Here is a 14,390-nt window from a genome sequence, read left to right on the forward strand (position 1 = left end):
CTGTGGCGAGACAGTTCCAGGCCGGTTTCGTCGCGCTTGCGTCATGCGCCGGGCCCTGTGAAGGGCGGCATCAGTGAAGGCTTGGGCAAAGGCGGCGACCGGCGCCGTGGCGGTGGCGCTGCTCGCCACCGGCTGTGGCGGCGGCAGCGGTAGCGGTGCTTCGGGAGAGCGCTCCCTCACCGTGTGGCTGATGAACGGTTCGGCGCCGACGACGCTGACCGACGAGCTGCACAAGGAGTTCCAGGACAAGCACCCCGGGGTCAAGGTCAAGTACGAGATCCAGCAGTGGACCGGTATCCAGGACAAGCTGACCACCGCGCTGGCGGGCAACCAGCCGCCGGACGTGGTCGAGCTGGGCAACACGCAGAACCCGAAGTTCTCCAAGGCGGGCGTGCTGACCGACCTCGCCGCCGACGCCAGCCAGCTGGGCGGCGGCCAGTGGCTGGAGGGCCTGAAGCAGTCCGGGGCCTGGCAGGGCAAGCAGTACGGCGTGCCGTTCTACGCCGCCAACCGCTCGGTGATCTACCGCAAGGACCTCTTCGACAAGGCGGGCATCAAGGAGCCGACCTCGCGCGCTGAGTGGCTGGAGGCCATCCGCAAGCTCAAGGCGGCCAACGCGTCCGACCCCGAGTTCCAGCCGCTGTACCTGGCAGGGCAGAACTGGTACTCGCTGCTGTCCTTCATCTGGGACGAGGGCGGTGACATCGCCAAGCAGGAGGGCGAGAAGTTCACCGCGACGCTGGAGAGCGCGGAGGTCAAGTCCGCGCTGGAGTTCTACAAGCAGCTGGTCGAGGTCTCCGGCACCAAGGCGCCCAAGGACGCCGACGAGCAGAAGCCGGAGCAGGCGGGCGTCTACGGCCAGGGCAAGGTCGGCATGATCATCGGCCTGCCGTGGGAGGTCGACACCGCCGCCAAGACCGATCCGTCGATCAAGGCCAAGTCCGCCGCGTTCCCGATCCCGTCGAAGAACGCGGGCACCACGGCCCCGGTCTTCCAGGGCGGCTCCAACCTGTCCATCCCCGCTGGCAGCAAGAACTCCGACCTGGCCAAGGACTACCTGAAGCTGCTCACCAGCGCGAAGTACCAGGCGCAGCTGGCCAAGAGCGGCATGGTGCCCGGCACCTCCAAGGACACCGGCGAACTGGAGTCCAGCCCGGTCGGCGCGGCCATGGCGAAGGCCTCGCGCAACGGCAGGGCTGTTCCGGCCAGCCCCAAGTGGAGCACGGTCGAGGAGGGGCAGAACCCGTTGAAGGACATGCTGACCGCCTACCTGACCGGCGCCAAGGACGCGACCAAGGCGACGGCGGACGCGGCGGCCAAGCTCAACGGCCTGCTCGGCTGATCCAACCGTGACCGCGACGGTTGACGCGGTGGCGCCGGCGGGGCCCGTCCCCCCGGCGCCTTCCGCTGCGCGCAGGCGCCCCTTCGGGGAGCGCTCCCTGCCGTACCTGCTGCTCGCCCCGGCGGTGCTCGCGCTGCTGGTGCTGCTGGGCTGGCCGGCGCTGCAGGTGGTCCTGATCAGCTTCCGCACGCTCGACCTCGGCGAGCTCGTGCGCGGGGAAGTGGTCTGGACGGGCTTCGACAACTACGCCGAAGTCCTCTCCGATCCCGGTTTCTGGAGCATCACGCTGCGGACCGTGCTGTTCACCGCGGGCTGTGTCGCGGGAACGGTGCTGGCCGCGCTGGGCATCGCGGTGCTGATGCGGCACATCGGCCCGAGGGTGCGCATCGTCCTGCAGGTCACGCTCGTGCTGGCGTGGGCGGTGCCGATCCTGGCCGCGACCACGGTGTTCCAGTGGATCTTCGACCAGCAGTACGGGATTCTGAACAAGACGTTGGTGCTGCTGGGTTTCGAGTCCTTCGCCGGGTACTCGTGGTTCTCGACCGGGGCCTCCACGCTGGTGGTGATCGGGCTGCTGATCGTCTGGCAGGCCGTTCCGTTCATCGCCTTCACCCTCTACGCCGGGCTCCTCGCGGTGCCGAGCGACCTCTACGAGGCGGCGGGCATGGACGGGGCGAGCGGCGCGCAGACCTTCCGCGCGGTGACCTGGCCGTCGATCGCGCCGCTGGTGACGATGTCGACGTTCCTGTCGGTGTTGTGGGACTTCAAGGTCTTCGCGCAGGTCTGGGCGATCCGCGAGGGCGGCCCCGACGGCGGGAGCACCACGCTGCCGGTCCTGCAGTACCTGAAAGGCATCTCCAGCAGCCAGTTCGGCGTCGCGGCGGCGGTCGCCGTCGTGATGATGGTCGTGCTGGTCGTGTTCACCGCGCAGTACCTGCGCATGCTGCTGCGCTCCGGCCGGGAGGAACTGTGAAGCGCTTCTCCTTGTCAGCGGTGGCTCTGCTCATCGCCGCGCTGTTCGCGTTCCCGACGTACTGGATGCTCTCGACGGCGTTCAAGCCGACCGGCCAGGTGCTCAGTTCGCGCTACGACCTGGTGCCGTTCGAGTTCACCTTCGACAACTTCGTCACCGCGGTCACCAAGCCCGGCTTCTCGTCGTTCCTGACCAACAGCCTCGTGGTCACGATCGGTGCGGTCCTGCTCGCGCTGGTTGCCGGGCTGCTCGCGGCGATCCCGTTGTCCAGGCTGAAGTTCCGTGGCCGCAAGGGTTTCCTGCTTCTGGTGCTCATCGCGCAGATGGCCCCGCTCGAAGCCCTGCTCATCCCGATGTACCTGATGATGCGCGACCTCGACCTGCTGAACACCCTGCCCTCGTTGCTCTTGGTGTACTTCGCCACCACGCTCCCGTTCACCATCTGGACCCTGCGCGGCTTCGTGAACGGCATCCCGGCCGAGCTCGAAGAGGCCGCGATGGTGGACGGGTGCAGCCGCTGGCAGGCGTTCCGACGGGTCACCCTGCCGCTGCTCGGCCCGGCGCTGGTGTCGACGTCGGTGTTCGCGTTCGTCACCGCGTGGAACGAGTTCCTCTACGCGCTGGTGTTCATGCGGGACAAGGAGAACCAGACGTTGCCGGTGTGGCTGTCCTCCTTCAAGACCGCCTTCGGCACCGACTGGGGCGGAGCGATGGCGGCCTCGGTGCTCTTCGCCGTCCCGGTGCTGACGTTCTTCCTCATCGTGCAGCGCAACCTGGTGGCCGGCACGACCGCCGGCGCCGTGAAGGGATAGTCCACAATGGAGCTTCGAAGGCTCGTGGATTCCGTGCTGCTGCCCGGTTTCCTCGGAACGACACCGCCGGACTGGGTGCGTCGGCGGGTCGCGGAGGGCCTCGGTGGCGTGGTCCTGTTCGCGCGCAACGTGGTCGACGACTCGCAGGTCGCCGCGCTGACGGAGGCCCTGCGCGCCGAGCGGCCCGACGTGGTGGTCGGCATCGACGAGGAGGGCGGTGACGTCACCCGCCTCGACGCGGCAACGGGATCGCTGGTGCCGGGCAGCCTGGCGCTCGGTGTCGCGGACGACGTCGAGCTGACCTCAGCGGTGGCAGCGGCGCTCGGCGCGCGCCTGGCGGCCTGCGGCGTGACCGTGGACCTCGCGCCCTCGGCCGATCTCACGCTCACCCCGGACGACCCGATCATCGGAGTGCGCGCGTTCGGCTCCGACCCGCACCGAGCCGCCGCGCACGTCGCGGCCTACGTCTCCGGCATGCAGAGCGCGGGGATCGCGGCCTGCGCCAAGCACTTCCCCGGCCACGGAGCGTCCACTGTGGACTCCCACCACACGCTCCCGGTACTGCCGAGGACCGAGCGCCAGCTGTGGGAGACCGAGCTGGTGCCGTTCCGAGCGGCGGTCGGCGCGGGGGTGCGCTCGATCATGAGCGGCCACCTCGTCGTGCCGGACTGGGGCCCCGAGCCCGCGACCACCAACCGGCACGCGCTGACCGAAGTGCTGCGCAACCAGCTCGGATTCACCGGCGCGGTGATCACCGACGCGCTGGAGATGGGCGCGGTCGCGGGCACGTCGGGCATCGCGGAAGGCGCGATCCAGGCCCTCGTGGCGGGCGCTGACCTGCTGTGCGTCGGGGGCGAGCTGGCTGACTCCGACGTCGTGGACCAGCTCGCGGCGGCGATCATCGCGGCCGTGCGCTCGGGCGTGCTCCCCGAGGAGCGACTGGTCTCGGCTGCTGCGCGAGCCCGTTCGCTCGGCGGCCCGGTGTCACCGTCCGGCACGTGGGACCCTGCGCTCGGCATGCTCGCCGCGCGGCGGGCGCTGCGGGTGACCGGCGCGCCGACGCTGAGCGCTCCGCCGCTGGTCATCGATGTCGAGGTGGCCCCGACCATCGCGGCGGGACCGGTGCCGTGGGGCCTCGGCCCGCACCTGGCGGAGCTGATCCCGGGCACGGAGGTCCTCCGTTCCTCCGGTGAGCTTCCTCCGGTGTCCTCCGACCGGCCCGTCGTTGTTGTGACCAGGGACGCCCACAGGCATCCTGAGGCTCGCGATCTCGTGCTCAGCCTGAGTAAGATTGGTCTAGACCTGGTGCACGTGGAAACGGGCGTCCCCGGTCCCGACCTGGGCAGTGCCGCCCGCATCGACACCCACGGCGGTTCGTACGTCAGCCTGCGCGCCGCCGCCGAGCTGCTCGCCGCGCACGCGGCGGGGGAGGACAGCCGATGACCAGCCAGCCCGGCCGCCACATGACGGCGGAGATCGCCGAGCAACCGGTCCTGTTCGACAACCTGGTGCGCAGGGCCGCCGAGATCGCCGCGGTCGCCGAGCAGATCAAGCGGCGCGCGCCCCGGTTCGTCCTGCTCGCCGCGCGCGGCTCCAGCGACCACGCCGCGCTGTACGCGAAGTACCTGATCGAGGTGCTGCTGCAACTGCCCGCCGGATTGGTGTCCGCGTCGACCACCACGCTCTACGGCGCGCAGCCCGACCTCACCGACGTCCTGCTGATCACGGTCAGCCAGAGCGGCGGTTCGCCCGACCTCGTCGAGGTGACCGAGTCGGCCCGCCGTCGCGGCGCGCTGACCGTCGCGGTGACCAACACCGACGACTCCCCGCTGAACCAGGTCGCGGAGCTGTCCGTGGACGTGGGCGCGGGCAAGGAGCACGCGGTCGCGGCGACGAAGACCTACAGCACCACCCTGCTCGCGCTGTACCTGCTGATCGACGCGATCCGCGGCGGCAAGGCGGAGTCCGCGCTGGACATCGGCGCGCTAGCGAAATCCACTTTGGACGGTGCGGAGCCCGCCGTCGCGGAGGCGGTGCAGCGCTACCGCTTCGTCGAACGCATCCTCGCCACGGGCCGTGGCTACTCCTACGCCAGCGCGGCCGAGGCGGCGTTGAAGCTCGCCGAGACCAGCTACCTGGCCGCGCGCGCCTACAGCGGCGCGGACCTGTTGCACGGCCCCGTCGCCGCGGTCGACGGCGAGACGGCGGTGCTCGCGGTGACCAGTGCGGGCAAGGGCGGCGACGCGATGCGCGAAGTCCTTGAGGTGGTGCGCTCACGCGGGGCCGACGTGTGCGCCGTGGGCTCGGCGTCCGCGGATGTGGCGGCGGCGCTGCGGATCGGCGTGCCCCTGTGCCCGGAGGAACTGTCCCCCGTCCTGGAGATCCTGCCGTTGCAGCGGCTCGCGCTCGGCTTGGCGCTCGCGCGCGGCGGCGACCCGGACAGCCCGCGCGGTCTGCTCAAGGTGACCAAGACGCGGTAGCCACTCGTTCAGGTTGCCCTTCAAGAAAAACCCGCGCCGAATTCGCCCGCCTCCGAAGAGAATGGGCGAATTCGGCGCTCTGCGTTTACCTTTCCCCGCATGAAGACCTTCTCCGTCATTGGTGCGCTGGCCGCGATCCTGTGCGTTCTCAACGCACCCGACGCGCGCGCCGCCGACGCCAACGGCTGCACGATCAGCATGAACTCCGCGAAGACCGGGACCAGCGGAACGTGCAGCGGTCACGGCATCAAGAAGTTCCGCCTCAGCGTGGACTGCGTCACGTCGAACAACGGCCCGGTCACCGTCGTGAGCAGCAACCTGATCAAAGCGGGGACGAAGGCGTCTGTCGCATGCCCCAGCGGCAAGAAGATCTGGTTCAACAAGCACGCGGGTACGAACGGCGCGTACTCCTACGGCTACGTCCTGACGTACTGATCCTTGAGCCAGGCAAGGTAGTCGGCCAGCGCCGAGCGCTCGAAGGTGACCCGGGACAGTGAGCTGTTCAGCAGACAGCGCCAGCACGCCCGCGCTAGCGGCATCGGCGACATGAATGGGCAACGTCCATTCACCCGCCCCATAAGCAAGCCGCAGCGGGCGCTTCTCCACGGCTGCAAGCGCAATGGCTTGCAGTTCCGTGGGAAGAACTAGTCCCGGGCCGTACACCTCGGTGACGCGCAGACTGACTACCTCCACGCCGTACTTCTCGCGCCGGTGACCTTTGTGACGCCCGCAGCGCGTGGTCTTCACAAAATGCCCTTCCGGCTCACGTCGTGTGCCTTAAGGCGCCCAATATTCGCGGCAAGTCGCCGAGGTCGCCCTGTACATGCGTGGGTGGGCTGAAGCGGTCGTAAGTCGCCACGCGGTGCCCGAGGCTCGACGGCTGTTCGAGCAGTCGTTTGCTGACGAGCCCCGTGCTGCCGGTGAGCAGAACGGAGCCGCTCATGACGCGATCTCCGGCAACTCGGGAATCGTGTCGTAGTCGATCGCAAGCTCCATGTCGGCCCCGAAGGGGTGGTCGATGACGAAGCGCCACGAGCCATCGGCCTGCTTGCGCACGACCTCGCAACCGTGGTGCTTCAGCTCAACGGTCCCGCCATCCGGGCCGGTTCCGGTGATCCGCCACTGCGAGCGCAGCAGCGCGATGTCCCCGGACTGCGTGACGTGGTGGACGATCAGCTCCATGCGCGGGTTGAGGCCCACGTAGCTCGCCATCACCTCGCGGACGGCGACGCTGCCCGTGGCGAGGGTGCCACCGGCTTCGGGGAGCCTGCGGACGCTGGCGCCCTGCTCGTACAGGTTGGTCGCGGTGTCGAGATCGTTGGCGTTGAAGGCGTGCGCCAGCAGGTAGTCCACGTCTTCGGGGCGGGTGGCGTGCATTTCGGGACTCCTTTGCTGTCTTAGAAGGTCTTGCCGAGTTCGCGCGCCTGCGCGTCCGCGTCCGCCCGCGCGGCGTCCACGTCACCGGTCAGCGTCGGGTGGAAACGGATCTCGCTGAGGTCGGTGATGCCGGTCCAGCGGAGCCAGTCGTTGAAGTAGGTGGACTGGAAGTCGCTGCCGAAGCCCGGCGCGATCCCCGGCGCCCACACGGCGCTCGTGTAGACCGTCGCGACCTTCTTGCCGCGACCGGCGAGCAGGTGCTGGTACCCCGTCTCCAGGTCGACGCCGAAGACCCATCCGGGCTGGCTCACCACGTCGATGAACTGCTTGAGGACGTAGGGGATCCCCGAGTTCCACATGGGCACGCTGAACAACACGCGGTCGGCTGCGTCGAAGCGGTCGAACACCTGGCGCGCGGCCGCCCACGCGTCGCCTTCCTCGCCCTGCGGCTCGCCGCCGCCGAAAACGGTCATCTTGGCGCGCGCGCCCGCCGCGAACTCAGGGAGCGAGCCGTCCCACAGGTCCCAGTGCTCGACCTGGTCCTCCGGGTGGTTCTCCTGGTAGGCCTCGATGAAGTGCCGCGCGATCCGCAGCGACTCCGACGCCTCACCACGGGGCGAGGCGGAGATGTGCAGCAACGTGCCCATCGCCTGACTCCTCTCAATCGGACTGTAGTCCGTTTATTTTCGAGGTCGACGATAGGCGCGCGGACCCCCTCGGTCAAGACCAAGGGGACCACGGTCCGATTAGGGTGCCGTGCTCGTCAGCGACGACCGAACAGGCGCCACCGGCCGCGCTGCGGGACCTCCGCCGCACAGGAGCACCGCTCGGCGCGGGGCACGTCGCCCAGCACCTGCTCGACGTGGCTGCCGCAGCCCCGATAGGTCGGCTTGCCGCACTTTGAACACGTGATTCGTCGACACACGAGGCGGACCATACGCGTGATCGCGAGGCTGGAGCCCGGACCGTGGACCAGGAACGGGTAGTTGTCCACATCGGGGGTGGTTGTCCACAGATTCGCGACGACGTCGGCCCTCCCCGCTCCGGAGCCCGCATCATCGAGACGAGGGCACCGGAGTCGAGGAGGGCCGATGGCAGATCTGTGAGGTGTGGTGCGGGAGAACTGGTGAGGAGTCCCGATCAGCGACCGGCGGCGGGCAGGCGCGCCTGCCCGGCCCGAGCGCTCCCGTGACGGGCGACGCGACCGTCGCGGGCGTCGAAGGCGATCTCACCGTCCACCCACACCCGGCGTGGCCGCAGCTGGGCGTCCCACCACACCAGGTCGGCGACGGCACCGGGCTCGATGCGGCCGAGCCCGTGCTCACCGAGCGCGTTCGCGGGCACCGTGCTCGCCGAGGCGAAGACCACCGCGGGGTCGACGCCGAGGGACACGATGTTGCGAACTGCTCGGTCCATGGTGAGCGCGCTCCCCGCGATGGTGCCCTCAGGGGAGCGCGGAACACCCTCTTCGGTCAGCAGCACGTCGCAGCCGCCGAGCTGGTACCGGCCCGGCGGCATCCCGGCGGCGGCGACCGCGTCGGTGGTCAGCGCGACCCGCTCGGCGGCCGCGTTGAACACCAGGCGGCACACGTCCGCGTCGACGTGGGCGAGGTCGGCGATCAGGCCGAGGGTGAAGCGCTCGTCGACCAGCGCGGTGCCGGGGACGCCCGGCTCGCGGTGGCCGAGCCCGCGCTGGGCGTTGAACAGGTGCGTGACCATGGCCGCCCCCGCGTCGGCGGCGGCCTTGGTCTCCACCCCGGTGGCGTCGGTGTGGCCGACCGACACCAGCACTCCGGCCTCGCTCAGCCTGCGGACCGCCTCCAGGCCACCCGGGCGCTCCGGCGCCAGGGTGAGCACGCGCAGCGCGGCGCGCAGGCGCTCGTCGTCCAGCAGCTGGTCGATGGCGGTGGGCGTCGGGTCGGCCATCAGGTTCGGGTCGTGCACCCCGTGCCGCAGCGGCGACAGGAAGGGGCCTTCGAGGTGCAGGCCGAGCGGCCTGGCGGCGGGGCGGTCCGGCAGGGCCGCGATCGCGTCCAGCACCGCGTGCGACTGCTTGACGATCGTGTCGACCGGCGCGGTGATCAGCGTGGGCACGAACCGGGTCACCCCGGTCTGGGGCAGGGCTGAGGCGACGGCGGCCATGCTCTCGGCGTCGACCTCGGCGAAGTCCACGCCGACCGCGCCGTTGATCTGGACGTCGACCAGGCCGGGGGTGAGCGTCCCGTCCTCCAGGACGTGCGTGACGCCGGCGCCGGGCGGTTGCCCCACGGTGACGTCGGCGATCCGGCCGTTCTGGATGCGGACCGTCACCGGGCCGACCAGCTCCCGGCCGAGCAGTGCGCGCTGAGCTGCGACAACGGCGTCCAAACTGCCCTCCCAATGGTTTAGACCATTATGCGGGTCGGAATCGTGTCAGTCCAGTGAATCCTTCACCAACACGGGAGGAGAACAGAAAAAGCCCGCCTCGTCGAGGGGGCGGGACGAGGCGGGCCACGCCGAGGTTACGCCAAATGGAGCAACGCGCGCCACGGGAACCGTGCGGGGCTGTCGGCCGTCGACCCTACGATGCCAGACATCGGAGGTCTTCCCCGTCGACCTCCCCGAGCACCCGGGAGTGGCCGTGGCCGTCACCGACGATGCGATCCTGCGGGTCCGCTCCATGATCGCTTCCGGCGAGCTGCGCCCGGGTGACCGCCTGCCCCGTGAGGCCGACCTCGCGGAACGGCTCGGCCTGTCGCGGAACTCGTTGCGCGAGGCGGTGAAGGCGTTGTCGCTCGTGCGCGTGCTCGACGTGCGCCAGGGCGACGGCACCTACGTGTCCAGCCTGCGGGCCGACGAGCTGCTCGGCGCGCTGTCCTTCGTGCTCGACCTGCACCGGGGCGACGAGTCGGTGCTGGAGGTGCTCGAAGTGCGGCGGGTGCTCGAACCCGCGGCGGCCGCGATGGCGGCGACCAAGGCCGGTGCCGAGGACATCGCCGCGCTCGAAGCGCTGTGCGAGGAGAGCGAGCGGGCCGACTCGGTGGAACGGCTGGTCGAGCAGGACCTGGAGTTCCACCGGCGGATCGCCCAGATCTCCGGAAACGCCTACCTGGCGCGGCTGCTGGACACGCTCGCCGGTCCGACCGTGCGGGCGCGCATCTGGCGCGGCATCAGCCAGGGCGGCGCGACGGACCGGACCATCGCCGAGCACAGGTCGATCATCGCCGCCCTCGCCGCCGGGGAGCCGGAGTTGGCGCGCTCGTGGTCGACGGTGCACGTGGCGGGCGTCGAGCAGTGGTTGCGCGAGATCAGCGAGTGAGGTGGCGGCGGTCGGGCCGCGCAGCTTACGCCACGCTTTGACCAGCCGGAAAGGGGTTGCCTTGAGTTCCCGATGCACCCTGTTGGCCCAACGGGGCGCGAACTAGCTTCGGGCCATGAGTGAGGCGCCTCCGGCGGTTGTCGGTCGCGAGCGGGAACTGGGGCTGGTCTCGGCATGCCTCGATCGGGCTGCGCGGGGTGGCTCCGCGGTGCTGGTGATCGACGGGCCGAGCGGCGCGGGCAAGACCACGCTGCTGCGCACCGCCGCCGAGCGGGCGCGTGCGGCGGGCTTCCTGGTGCTGAGCGCACAGGCGTCGACGGTGGAGCGCGACTTCGCCTTCGGTGTGGTTCGCCAGCTCCTGGAGCCGGGAGTGCTGGTCGTCGCGGAGTCCGAGCGGCGGGCGCTGCTGTCGGGCTTGGCCGAGCCTGCGGACCGGGTGCTCGGGATCTCCGGCGGCGCGGTCCAGGACGCTCCGGGGCCGGACGTGTACGCGACGCTGCACGGGCTCTACCACCTCGTGGTCAACCTGGCGGCGCGGCAACCGCTGCTGCTGACCGTGGACGACGTGGAACAGACCGATGTGGGCTCCCTGCGGTGGCTGGCCTACCTCGCGCGGCGGCTGGGCTCGCTGCCCGTGGCCGTGGTGATGACGGTGGGCGCGGGGACCGGCTGGTCGGATCCGACGCTGCTCGCCGGGCTGACCGTGGACGCCACGCGGCTCACCGTAGAGGGGTTGGACCACGGCGGCTGCGAGGCGTTGATCGAGCACGAGTTCGGTGAGTCGCCCGCGTTGGAGTTCACGGCGGCGTGCCGGAGTGCGACGGGCGGAAACCCTTTCCTGGTCAAGGAATTGGCGAAGGCACTCGCCCTGGCGGGTACACGTCCGACGTCGGATTCGGCGCGGGAGCTGCACGACCTCGGGCCCGCTCAGCTCACGCGGACGGTGCTCACCCGGCTGCGGGCCCGGGACCCCGCTTTGGTCGCGGTGGTGCGCGCGGTGGCAGCGCTCGGCGAACCGGAGCTCGCGGTGGCGGCAGCGGCGGCGGAGCTGGACCTCGCCGAGGCGGGTGCGGCCGTGCAGACCCTGGTGGCCAGAGGGGTGTTCCGTGCGGGGCCGGTGCTGGCCTTCGAGCACTCCATCGTCCGGGCGGCGGTCGCGGCGGATCTGTCCACTGTGGACTACGAGCAGGCGAGCGCGCGGGCGGCGCGGTACCTCCACGACACGGGGGCGAACGCTGGCCAGATCGCGCCTCACCTGCTGCGCACGGGTGTCGCGCGCGGGGCGTGGGTGGTCGGAGCGCTGGAGCGCGCCTGCCGCGAAGCGATGTTGGGCGGGGCGCCGGATGTCGCCGCGGCCTGCCTTCGCCGGGTGCTGCGCGAACAGCTGCCGGACCGGGAGCGCTCGGCGGCGCTGTTCCAGTTGGGCATCGCGGAGCTGAGTTCGGACCCGCAGTCCGCGTTGGACAACCTCACCGAGGCGCACGCCCGCGCGCCCGATCCGTTGGCGAGGGCGGACATCGCGGTGGCCCTCGCGCAGGAGCTGGCGGAGCGGGAGCGCTACACCGAAGCGACGGAGCTGCTGGACGCGGCGGCGAGCGAGGTCCGTCCGGTGAACCAGGACGTGGCGGTGCGGCTGGAGCTGTGCTCGGTCTGCGTCTCGCTCGACTCGCACCACGTGGTGTCGGCGCTGGCGGACCGGCTCGATCGCATTCGGGAGTACGACGACCTGCCGCCGGAGACCGTGCGCTTCCGCGACGCGTTGCTGACGTTCTTGGCGGCGGTGGACGGTGACTCGTGGGGAACGGCTTCGGCGGCGGTGACCGCGTCCTGGGCGCAGCGGGTTCCTCCGCGTTCCTGGCAGGGCACGCCGTGGGACGTCACGAGCGGCTGGCAGTACGTCTACCTGGCCATCTCGCTGATCGTGACCGAGAAGCTGGAGTTGGCCGACCAGTACTGCTCGGAGATGCTGACCGCGACGACCGCGCTCGGGCTGTCGTTGGGCAGCGCGGCGTCGGAGGCTCTGCGCGCGCAGGCGCGGTTCCGGGCAGGGTCGCTCGCGGAGGCCGAGGACGACGCGCGGTCGGCGCTCGCGGTTCTGGACGAGATCCGCACGGGGACCAGGACCGCGACGATCTTCGCGCTGTCCACGCTGGTCGAGACGTTGATCGATCGGGGCCGGGCCGAGGCCGCCGCGACCGAGCTGGAACAACGGGCGCTCACCGGAGAGCTGCCGCCGTCGTGGCGCTACAACTACCTCCTGGTGTCGCGAGGACGGCTCTGGCTCGCGCTCGGTGATCCTCGGCGCGCACTCGCGGATCTGCTGGAGTGCGGGCGACGCTATGCGCAGCGCGGGATGCCGGGGCGCTCTCCGCTCGCGTGGCGGATGCTGGCGGCGCTCGCGCACCACGCGCTCGGCGAAGCCGACGCGGCGCGCGAGATGGCCGCGGTGGAGCTGGCGCACGCGAGGGAATGGGCGGGGCCGGTGCGGCTCGGAGTCGCGCTGCGGGTGTCGGGCACGGTGGCTGATGGGCCGGAGAAGCTCGCGCTGCTGATGGAGTCGGTCTGCACGCTCTCGTCGTCGACGTTTCGCCTTGAGCGGGGGTGGTCGCTGGCGACGCTGGGCGCGGAACTGGTGCGGGTGGGACGGGCCGATGAGGCTGAGCCCCACCTGCGGGCGGCCATGGAGATCGCGACGGCGTGCGGTTCCGACGCGCTCGCGACGGCGGTGCGCGATGCCCGAGGCGGCGTCGCGGTGAAGCGCTGCGCCAGCGGTGGGTTGACGCCGCACGAACGCAGGATCGCGGACCTGGCCGTGCGGGGCATGACCAACCGCGAGATCGCCGAAGCGTTCCTGGTGACGCGGCGCGCGGTGGAGCAGCACCTCACGCACGTCTACCGCAAGCTCGGCATCAACCGGCGCTCGCAGCTCGGAATCGCCCTCCAGCGAACGGATCTCGGCCAGTAGACGCACGAGAGGGCAGGCGCCCTCGGGGAAGGACGCCTGCCGCTCGTTGCCGTGCTTACCGGACAGTGCTCAGAGAACGATGACGGTCTTGGCCACCAGCGAGCCGTCCACCTTGAAGCACAGCACCTTCACCTTGACGCCGGCGACCAGCTTGCCGGTGATCTCGGTGGCGGAGTTGAGCTTCACCGACGCGGAGGCACCCGTGCTGAGCTTGACGTTCAGCTTGCCCGCGCTCACCGAGACCACGGTCGCGCTGTCCAGCACGATCTCGGCGGAGGCGGTTGCGGTGCTCCCGGCGGCAGGGGCCGCGAGCGCGGTGCCCGCACCGAGCAGAACCGCGCCGGAAACGGTGATCGCGGCGAGAAACTTCGCGGAAATCGACATGTCCCCACTCCTTGCAGTTGAAGAGCTGCTTGCCAGTGCCCGGCAATGGTGAATCGCGAAAACCGTTGCTAACAACGGAGAAAGCCGAAGCACTGGGGGCTGTCGATCACCGCTTCGGTACCGGTGTCCTCCTTCGGTATCCCGCAGGTGCCCGCAGGTCTCAGCAGTTGTTGCTGCGGAGGTTGAACGGGCGGTTGGGGTTCATCGTGTACTCGACGCCGTTGAAGATGGGCTTGACCCATTCCCCGTTCTCGCCGTTGTTGTTGCCGTTGGCGTCGCGGAGCAGCTCGTAGTGCAGGTGCGCGACGCTGGTGTTGACCTTGCCGACGGTGCCGATGCGCTGGCCGCGCAGCACGCGGTCGCCGACGTTGACCGTACGAATGCTCATGTGCAGGTAGAGCGTGAACCAGCCGTCGCCGTGGTTGATCTCCACGCCGCCCGAGCGCGGGTGGATCTCGTTGACCACGCCCGGCGCGGCGGCGACCACGTGCGCGCCCTCGGTCGGGCCGTTGACGTTGAACATGTCGATCTTCTTGTCGTCGGGCGCGTGCCCGGCGTAGGTGGTCATCGCCCAGACCTGGCCGCAGGCGAACGGCAACTGGAAGTTCGGGCGCGGAGCGGCGGAAGCGTTGGCGCTCAACAAGGTCAGGGACAGCACGCTGGCGGCGGCCAGCGCGAGGACAGGGTGCTTCTTCATGTGGGCTCCTCGGCAGGGGTGGGGGCCTGCCAACCAGGTTGTGACCTGGGCCGCAACGGGTC

15 protein-coding genes are annotated in these 14,390 nt (G+C 70.3%); 8 read left to right on the forward strand and 7 right to left on the reverse strand.

What is annotated here, in order from left to right; genetic code table 11:
* The first annotated feature begins 73 nt into the window (after nucleotides 1-73).
* From ABD798_RS05885 to ABD798_RS05910, 6 genes are all read left to right on the forward strand, one after another.
* Entirely contained in the window at nucleotides 74-1,342 is a 1,269-nt protein-coding gene (locus tag ABD798_RS05885) for an extracellular solute-binding protein (protein ID WP_344871476.1), read from the forward strand.
* A gap of 7 nt (nucleotides 1,343-1,349) precedes the next feature.
* Nucleotides 1,350-2,315 carry a carbohydrate ABC transporter permease gene (locus tag ABD798_RS05890; RefSeq protein WP_344871477.1) on the forward strand — a complete coding sequence of 322 codons (966 nt, stop codon included), beginning with the start codon at nucleotides 1,350-1,352 and terminating at the stop codon, nucleotides 2,313-2,315.
* Nucleotides 2,312-3,127, forward strand: a complete 816-nt coding sequence (locus tag ABD798_RS05895) for a carbohydrate ABC transporter permease (protein WP_344871478.1) — start codon at nucleotides 2,312-2,314, stop codon at nucleotides 3,125-3,127. Before ABD798_RS05890 ends, ABD798_RS05895 begins: the two co-directional genes overlap by 4 nt.
* A gap of 6 nt (nucleotides 3,128-3,133) precedes the next feature.
* The gene (locus ABD798_RS05900; protein ID WP_344871479.1) at nucleotides 3,134-4,570 is read left to right on the forward strand and encodes a glycoside hydrolase family 3 protein; all 1,437 of its coding nucleotides are present in this window, start codon (nucleotides 3,134-3,136) and stop codon (nucleotides 4,568-4,570) included.
* A complete protein-coding gene (locus tag ABD798_RS05905; protein WP_086822195.1) occupies nucleotides 4,567-5,607 on the forward strand; it encodes an SIS domain-containing protein in 1,041 nt (346 codons plus the stop codon). The genes ABD798_RS05900 and ABD798_RS05905 overlap by 4 nt, the downstream gene beginning before the upstream one ends.
* A 99-nt stretch (nucleotides 5,608-5,706) precedes the next feature.
* A complete protein-coding gene (locus ABD798_RS05910; protein ID WP_344871480.1) occupies nucleotides 5,707-6,042 on the forward strand; it encodes a hypothetical protein in 336 nt (111 codons plus the stop codon).
* A 328-nt stretch (nucleotides 6,043-6,370) separates the two neighbouring features.
* Here the strand turns inward: ABD798_RS05910 and ABD798_RS05915 are convergent, their stop codons facing one another.
* The 5 genes from ABD798_RS05915 to nagA form a co-directional block, all read right to left on the reverse strand.
* Complete coding sequence (locus ABD798_RS05915; protein ID WP_344871481.1) at nucleotides 6,371-6,550, reverse strand: hypothetical protein; 180 nt, start codon at nucleotides 6,548-6,550, stop codon at nucleotides 6,371-6,373.
* Nucleotides 6,547-6,984, reverse strand: a complete 438-nt coding sequence (locus ABD798_RS05920) for a YybH family protein (protein WP_344871482.1) — start codon at nucleotides 6,982-6,984, stop codon at nucleotides 6,547-6,549. Before ABD798_RS05920 ends, ABD798_RS05915 begins: the two co-directional genes overlap by 4 nt.
* A gap of 20 nt (nucleotides 6,985-7,004) precedes the next feature.
* A complete protein-coding gene (locus ABD798_RS05925; protein ID WP_344871483.1) occupies nucleotides 7,005-7,631 on the reverse strand; it encodes an FMN-dependent NADH-azoreductase in 627 nt (208 codons plus the stop codon).
* A gap of 116 nt (nucleotides 7,632-7,747) precedes the next feature.
* Nucleotides 7,748-7,909, reverse strand: coding sequence for a hypothetical protein (locus tag ABD798_RS05930; protein WP_344871484.1), 162 nt, complete (start codon nucleotides 7,907-7,909; stop codon nucleotides 7,748-7,750).
* Nucleotides 7,910-8,124: 215 nt separating this feature from the next.
* On the reverse strand, nucleotides 8,125-9,351 hold the full coding sequence (nagA, locus tag ABD798_RS05935) for an N-acetylglucosamine-6-phosphate deacetylase (RefSeq protein WP_344871485.1): 1,227 nt from the start codon (nucleotides 9,349-9,351) through the stop codon (nucleotides 8,125-8,127).
* Between the two features lie 253 nt (nucleotides 9,352-9,604).
* Here nagA and ABD798_RS05940 point away from each other — a divergent pair, with 253 nt between their 5' ends.
* Together ABD798_RS05940 and ABD798_RS05945 are read left to right on the forward strand one after the other, a co-directional pair.
* Entirely contained in the window at nucleotides 9,605-10,282 is a 678-nt protein-coding gene (locus tag ABD798_RS05940; RefSeq protein WP_344871486.1) for a FadR/GntR family transcriptional regulator, read from the forward strand.
* Between the two features lie 115 nt (nucleotides 10,283-10,397).
* Nucleotides 10,398-13,247 carry a BREX system ATP-binding domain-containing protein gene (locus tag ABD798_RS05945; protein WP_344871487.1) on the forward strand — a complete coding sequence of 950 codons (2,850 nt, stop codon included), beginning with the start codon at nucleotides 10,398-10,400 and terminating at the stop codon, nucleotides 13,245-13,247.
* Between the two features lie 69 nt (nucleotides 13,248-13,316).
* On the opposite strand, the gene ABD798_RS05950 is transcribed toward ABD798_RS05945, so the two are convergent.
* Nucleotides 13,317-13,631: a hypothetical protein gene (locus ABD798_RS05950; protein WP_344871488.1), complete on the reverse strand. Its 315-nt coding sequence runs from the start codon at nucleotides 13,629-13,631 to the stop codon at nucleotides 13,317-13,319.
* Between the two features lie 160 nt (nucleotides 13,632-13,791).
* Nucleotides 13,792-14,328, reverse strand: coding sequence for a M23 family metallopeptidase (locus ABD798_RS05955; protein WP_344871489.1), 537 nt, complete (start codon nucleotides 14,326-14,328; stop codon nucleotides 13,792-13,794).
* Nucleotides 14,329-14,390: the final 62 nt, after the last annotated feature.

The organism is Allokutzneria multivorans (assembly GCF_039537405.1).
GTDB lineage: Bacteria > Actinomycetota > Actinomycetes > Mycobacteriales > Pseudonocardiaceae > Allokutzneria > Allokutzneria multivorans.

What these genes read in the sequence shown, in the direction of transcription:
- ABD798_RS05915 (WP_344871481.1), bottom strand. Translation starts at nt 6,550, where the DNA reads ATGAGCGGCTCCGTTCTGCTCACCGGCAGCACGGGGCTCGTCAGCAAA.
- ABD798_RS05955 (WP_344871489.1), bottom strand. Translation starts at nt 14,328, where the DNA reads ATGAAGAAGCACCCTGTCCTCGCGCTGGCCGCCGCCAGCGTGCTGTCC.
- ABD798_RS05945 (WP_344871487.1), top strand. Translation starts at nt 10,398, where the DNA reads ATGAGTGAGGCGCCTCCGGCGGTTGTCGGTCGCGAGCGGGAACTGGGG.
- ABD798_RS05920 (WP_344871482.1), bottom strand. Translation starts at nt 6,984, where the DNA reads ATGCACGCCACCCGCCCCGAAGACGTGGACTACCTGCTGGCGCACGCC.
- ABD798_RS05900 (WP_344871479.1), top strand. Translation starts at nt 3,134, where the DNA reads ATGGAGCTTCGAAGGCTCGTGGATTCCGTGCTGCTGCCCGGTTTCCTC.
- ABD798_RS05905 (WP_086822195.1), top strand. Translation starts at nt 4,567, where the DNA reads ATGACCAGCCAGCCCGGCCGCCACATGACGGCGGAGATCGCCGAGCAA.
- ABD798_RS05910 (WP_344871480.1), top strand. Translation starts at nt 5,707, where the DNA reads ATGAAGACCTTCTCCGTCATTGGTGCGCTGGCCGCGATCCTGTGCGTT.
- ABD798_RS05925 (WP_344871483.1), bottom strand. Translation starts at nt 7,631, where the DNA reads ATGGGCACGTTGCTGCACATCTCCGCCTCGCCCCGTGGTGAGGCGTCG.
- ABD798_RS05950 (WP_344871488.1), bottom strand. Translation starts at nt 13,631, where the DNA reads ATGTCGATTTCCGCGAAGTTTCTCGCCGCGATCACCGTTTCCGGCGCG.